At 68.9% G+C, this 2,714-nt stretch carries 4 protein-coding genes; all 4 read right to left on the minus strand.

Annotation, left to right across the window (positions count from 1 at the left end; genetic code table 11):
• Nucleotides 1-231, minus strand: a 231-nt coding sequence (locus NBZ85_RS30000) for a type I-E CRISPR-associated protein Cas6/Cse3/CasE (RefSeq protein ID WP_261563295.1), incomplete at its 3' end; no start/stop codon positions are given.
• The gene (cas5e, locus tag NBZ85_RS30005) at nt 228-1,031 is read right to left on the minus strand and encodes a type I-E CRISPR-associated protein Cas5/CasD (RefSeq protein WP_261563297.1); all 804 of its coding nucleotides are present in this window, start codon (nt 1,029-1,031) and stop codon (nt 228-230) included. The genes NBZ85_RS30000 and cas5e, both read right to left, overlap by 4 nt.
• 1 nt (nt 1,032) lies before the next feature.
• Nucleotides 1,033-2,316 carry a type I-E CRISPR-associated protein Cas7/Cse4/CasC gene (gene cas7e / locus NBZ85_RS30010; RefSeq protein ID WP_261563299.1) on the minus strand — a complete coding sequence of 428 codons (1,284 nt, stop codon included), beginning with the start codon at nt 2,314-2,316 and terminating at the stop codon, nt 1,033-1,035.
• 46 nt (nt 2,317-2,362) lie between these two features.
• Nucleotides 2,363-2,714: type I-E CRISPR-associated protein Cse2/CasB (gene casB, locus NBZ85_RS30015; protein ID WP_261563301.1), on the minus strand; the 352-nt coding region annotated here is incomplete at its 5' end.

Genomic DNA, 2,714 nt, shown 5'->3' on the forward strand with positions numbered 1-2,714 from the left:
GGGTTGGGTCTTGGACTGGATGAGGAGGGTGGTGCCGCTATCCGGGTGGGTGTCGGCCCGCCAGAGGACGCGGTGGTCCTCTCGGGTGTTGCCGGCGCCGTCCGGGAAGGCGTGCATGGTGAGCTGGTGCGCCTGGTGGAGATCGGCGAGTAGCCGGGCGGCGGCGCGATCGCGTGGGGGCATGCGGATGCGGTATAGCCAGAGGCAGTCGTCGTTCGCGGTGCTGGTCACGATGGGATTTCTTCCTGGGCGGCATTGGCGGTGGGCTGCAGCATGCTGGCGGTGAGGGGCACGAAGGAGCGGCGGACGAGGCGGGTGCGGTATTCGCGGTGTAGCGGGTCGAAGCCGAGGGGCACGTCAGCTCGTGCCTCGGCGAGGGGGTCTCCCGAGGCGGCTGTCTCGAGGATGGGCAGCTGCGGCGGGACGCCAGCAGCGACCTTTTGACGAGCCGTTTCATGGTGGTCGGGATGGTCGAGCCAGGTCCACGAGCGCAGCAGCGTCTCGGGTGGTTCGCTGGCGACGGCGAGCACGAGCGGTTGTTCTGGGATGCAGCCGCGACGGCCGAGGTAGTAGGCGCGGCGCGGGGTGCGAAGCGCCTGGGCGCAGTCGTTGAGGAGTTCCTGGTCGTCGCCGGTGAGGAGGACCAGGAAGATGCCATCGGCGATGTAGTGCTTGATGCCGATGTTGCCCTTGGCCTTCGAGGGCTCTTTGGGATGGTTCGGTGCGCCGTCGGTGTCAGTCCAGGCGGTCCAGTAGAGCCGGTCGTCCTCGGTGCTTCCGCCGTGCCAGGCTCCTACGCCGGCGGTGTAGAAGTCATCAACGAGGACGCCGGCGCGGTCGGTCCGGCTGGCCATCGTCAGTCCGGCGAATCGTTCGAGGCTGTCCTCGCGCCGGTATCCCATGGCATTGGTGATCATGCCGATGACGCCGGAGAGCGTCGGTTCGCGTTCGGTGTCGCGGCGTGCGAAGTGGGAGCGGGTGCCCCAGGACTGCAGCGCGCCGGCGAGGCGTAGGACCAGGGTGGTGGACATGTCAGCTCAGGGCGGTTGTGAGGACGGCCGCAATCGTCTGGTCGGCGAGAGTTTCGTGGGTGGCCTGGTCGAGCGCGAAGTCGCCGATCTCGGCGATGTCGGGGTTGAGGACGCTGTAGCGGGCGTTGACGAAGGGGGGTTCGCCGTCGGTGTTGCTGTAGCCGCGGACGTGGTGGTTCCAGTGGCGGCGTAGCGCATCGGCGGAGGCGGTGAGTAGTCCGCCGTGCTCGCCCGTGACGGGGCGGACGAAGGAGGAGGCGAGGCTGTGCGGGGCGTGGGCGGCGACGGCGAGTAGCAGTCCAGGCCGGGTGAACGGGGCGCTGTTGGTGGCCTTGGCCCGTGGCCGCAGGTGCACGAAGGCGGTGCACAGACCTTCGGCGGCGAGCCGGATGAGTTCGGCGTTCGGCTGGAGCCGTTCGGTGAGGACGTCGAGGTCAAGGCTGAGGTAGCGGTAGTAGACACCGGAGGTGTAGGGCTGGACGCCGATCATGCCGACGCCTTCGGCGTCGCTGGGGTTCGCGTCGTCGACGGCGGTGTAGTAGTCGAAGTCGAGGGTGATGACGTGCGTGGTGATCGCGTGGGCGACGCTCACGGCGGCATCCACGTTGGCGTCCGGGACTTCGGAGAGCATCCGCCCGAACAGGGCGATGTCGATGAGGTCCTTCGAGGCCAGAACCGCGCGCTGTCGGGTGAGTTCCTCGGCGCCGAAGGCGGCGTCGAACGCCTTGCGGGCGGCGTCCTTTTCTTTCTCGTTGGTCTCGCTGGCCTCGCCGGTGTCGCCCTCGGCGGGAGCGGCGGAGGTGGTGCCACGCCGGCCCCGCCCCTTGGGCGCCTCCCGAACAAGGGCTGCGCTGGTCGGCCGGGCCAGATCCCAGTGCTCGTGTAGGAAGGCGGCGTACTGGTCCGCGGTGTCCACGCGGCTGAAGACGAGCACTTTGGTTCGGGTGACGGGACGCGCGTCCGGGCCTCGTCCGTAGTGGGCTCGCTGGGTCTCGAGCCCGAGCGCCCGCAGTAGGAAGGCGGCGGCATCGAGCGCCTCCGCGCGAGGATGGCCGTACTGCTTCTCGAGCACATCGGCGATCTTTTCGGGTAGCCAGCGGGTGCGGGTGCCACAGTGTTCGGGGGCGATCTTCTGCATGGCCTCCCGCATGAGGCGCTTCTGGGACTGGGTGGACCAGCGCGCGCGGGTGCCACCGCCGAGCGTGGTGGTCTTCGGTGCCCCGGTGTCATCTCGGTTGAGGTTGTTGACCGGGAAGTACTGCAGGGCGTGCAGTTCGACGATCATCAAGGTTCCTTGGCGGGTTCAGGGATGGTCAGGGGAGCGGGCTTGTTCAGCCCCAGTACTGGGTGGCCCACCAGCGCTGCGTGGTGGGCCATGCCTGCGATTCATCGCACAGGTCGTAGTAGAGGCCGTTCCAGTTCAGCGGAATGCGGGCCGCTGCCAGGGCGGTGACCGCGCCGCGCGCGGGCACGGCGACGTACTCGCGGGGCGTGGACATGAGGCGGGTCATCAGCGTGTCGGTCCTTGTCTGCTCGCGGCCGGCAAGCTGCCTGAGGGCGCCGCCGAGGCGCCTGCCCCCGCGTATCGGCGGGTTGGCGGTGTGCCAGAGAGCGAACAGCGCGGCGAGCAGGTAGTGCTCGCGTTCCCATGGGTGCTCTGGCCGAGTGAAGCGGACCAGGTGG

Source organism: Frankia tisae (assembly GCF_025403405.1).
Lineage (GTDB): Bacteria > Actinomycetota > Actinomycetes > Frankiales > Frankiaceae > Frankia > Frankia tisai.

Bases quoted from the DNA above. Each gene is read 5' to 3' on its own strand.
- cas5e (WP_261563297.1), bottom strand. From the start codon at position 1,031: ATGTCCACCACCCTGGTCCTACGCCTCGCCGGCGCGCTGCAGTCCTGG.
- cas7e (WP_261563299.1), bottom strand. From the start codon at position 2,316: ATGATCGTCGAACTGCACGCCCTGCAGTACTTCCCGGTCAACAACCTC.